1 protein-coding gene is annotated in these 736 nt (G+C 77.0%); it reads left to right on the top strand.

Annotated elements, in window-relative coordinates; translation table 11 throughout:
- The coding region (locus C3486_RS36705; RefSeq protein ID WP_181138822.1) for an ATP-binding domain-containing protein at positions 1-548 on the top strand (548 nt) is incomplete at its 5' end.
- Positions 549-736 lie beyond the last annotated feature (188 nt).

The following is a 736-nucleotide window of genomic DNA, read 5'->3' as shown; positions in this document are numbered from 1 at the left end:
GCGCGATCGGCGTGCCGACGGCCGAGACGCAGATCATCACCGTCGGGCACGGCGGGGCCGCCGGTACCCGTGCGCTCAATGCCGCGCTGAAGGAGCGGCTGAACCCCGGCCCGGGTCGCTTCGGCGGCTTCGACCCCGGCGACCGCGTGGCGTACAGCCCGGCCCCCGGGCGTACGGTGCCGGGTCAGGTCACCGGCGCGGACGCGGACGGTCTGCGGCTGGACTGCGGCGGCGCGCCCGTCGTCGTACCGCGCGAGCAGGTGGCGGGCGGCGCCCTGCGGCACGGCTGGGCGATGACCGCGCACCAGGCGGTGGGGATGCGCTGGCCGGCGGCCGTGGTGGTCGTACCGGGCGATGCGGCCCCCGGCCTGACCCGCTCCTGGGTCTACACCGCCTTCGGACGCGCCGAGCGGCACCTGTCCGTGGTCCAGGGCGCGGACCAGGCCCTGCCCCGCGCGGTCGCCGAAATCCCCGCCAAGGAGCGCACGACCCGCCTGCGTACGCTCCTCCAGCTCCAGCACACCCAGTGGGAGACGCCCTCGGCCTGACACCAACGACGGTGGCCCACCCGCCAACCGGCGACCGGGCCACCGTCACGCTAGGCGCGCTCAGCGCATCGCGTCTCACCCGAGCCCCGCGCCGGCTCCGCCTGCGCAGCCGCGCCCGGCCAGCGGGTGGGGCTTACGCGGCACCAGCGCTCACCTGCACAGGCGCCCGGCAACGGGCCAGACCCGAC

Source organism: Streptomyces sp. Ru73 (genome assembly GCF_002920575.1).
GTDB lineage: Bacteria > Actinomycetota > Actinomycetes > Streptomycetales > Streptomycetaceae > Streptomyces.
Note: the sequence above shows the minus strand (reverse complement) of the source record. Positions and strands in the feature narration are given on the sequence as shown.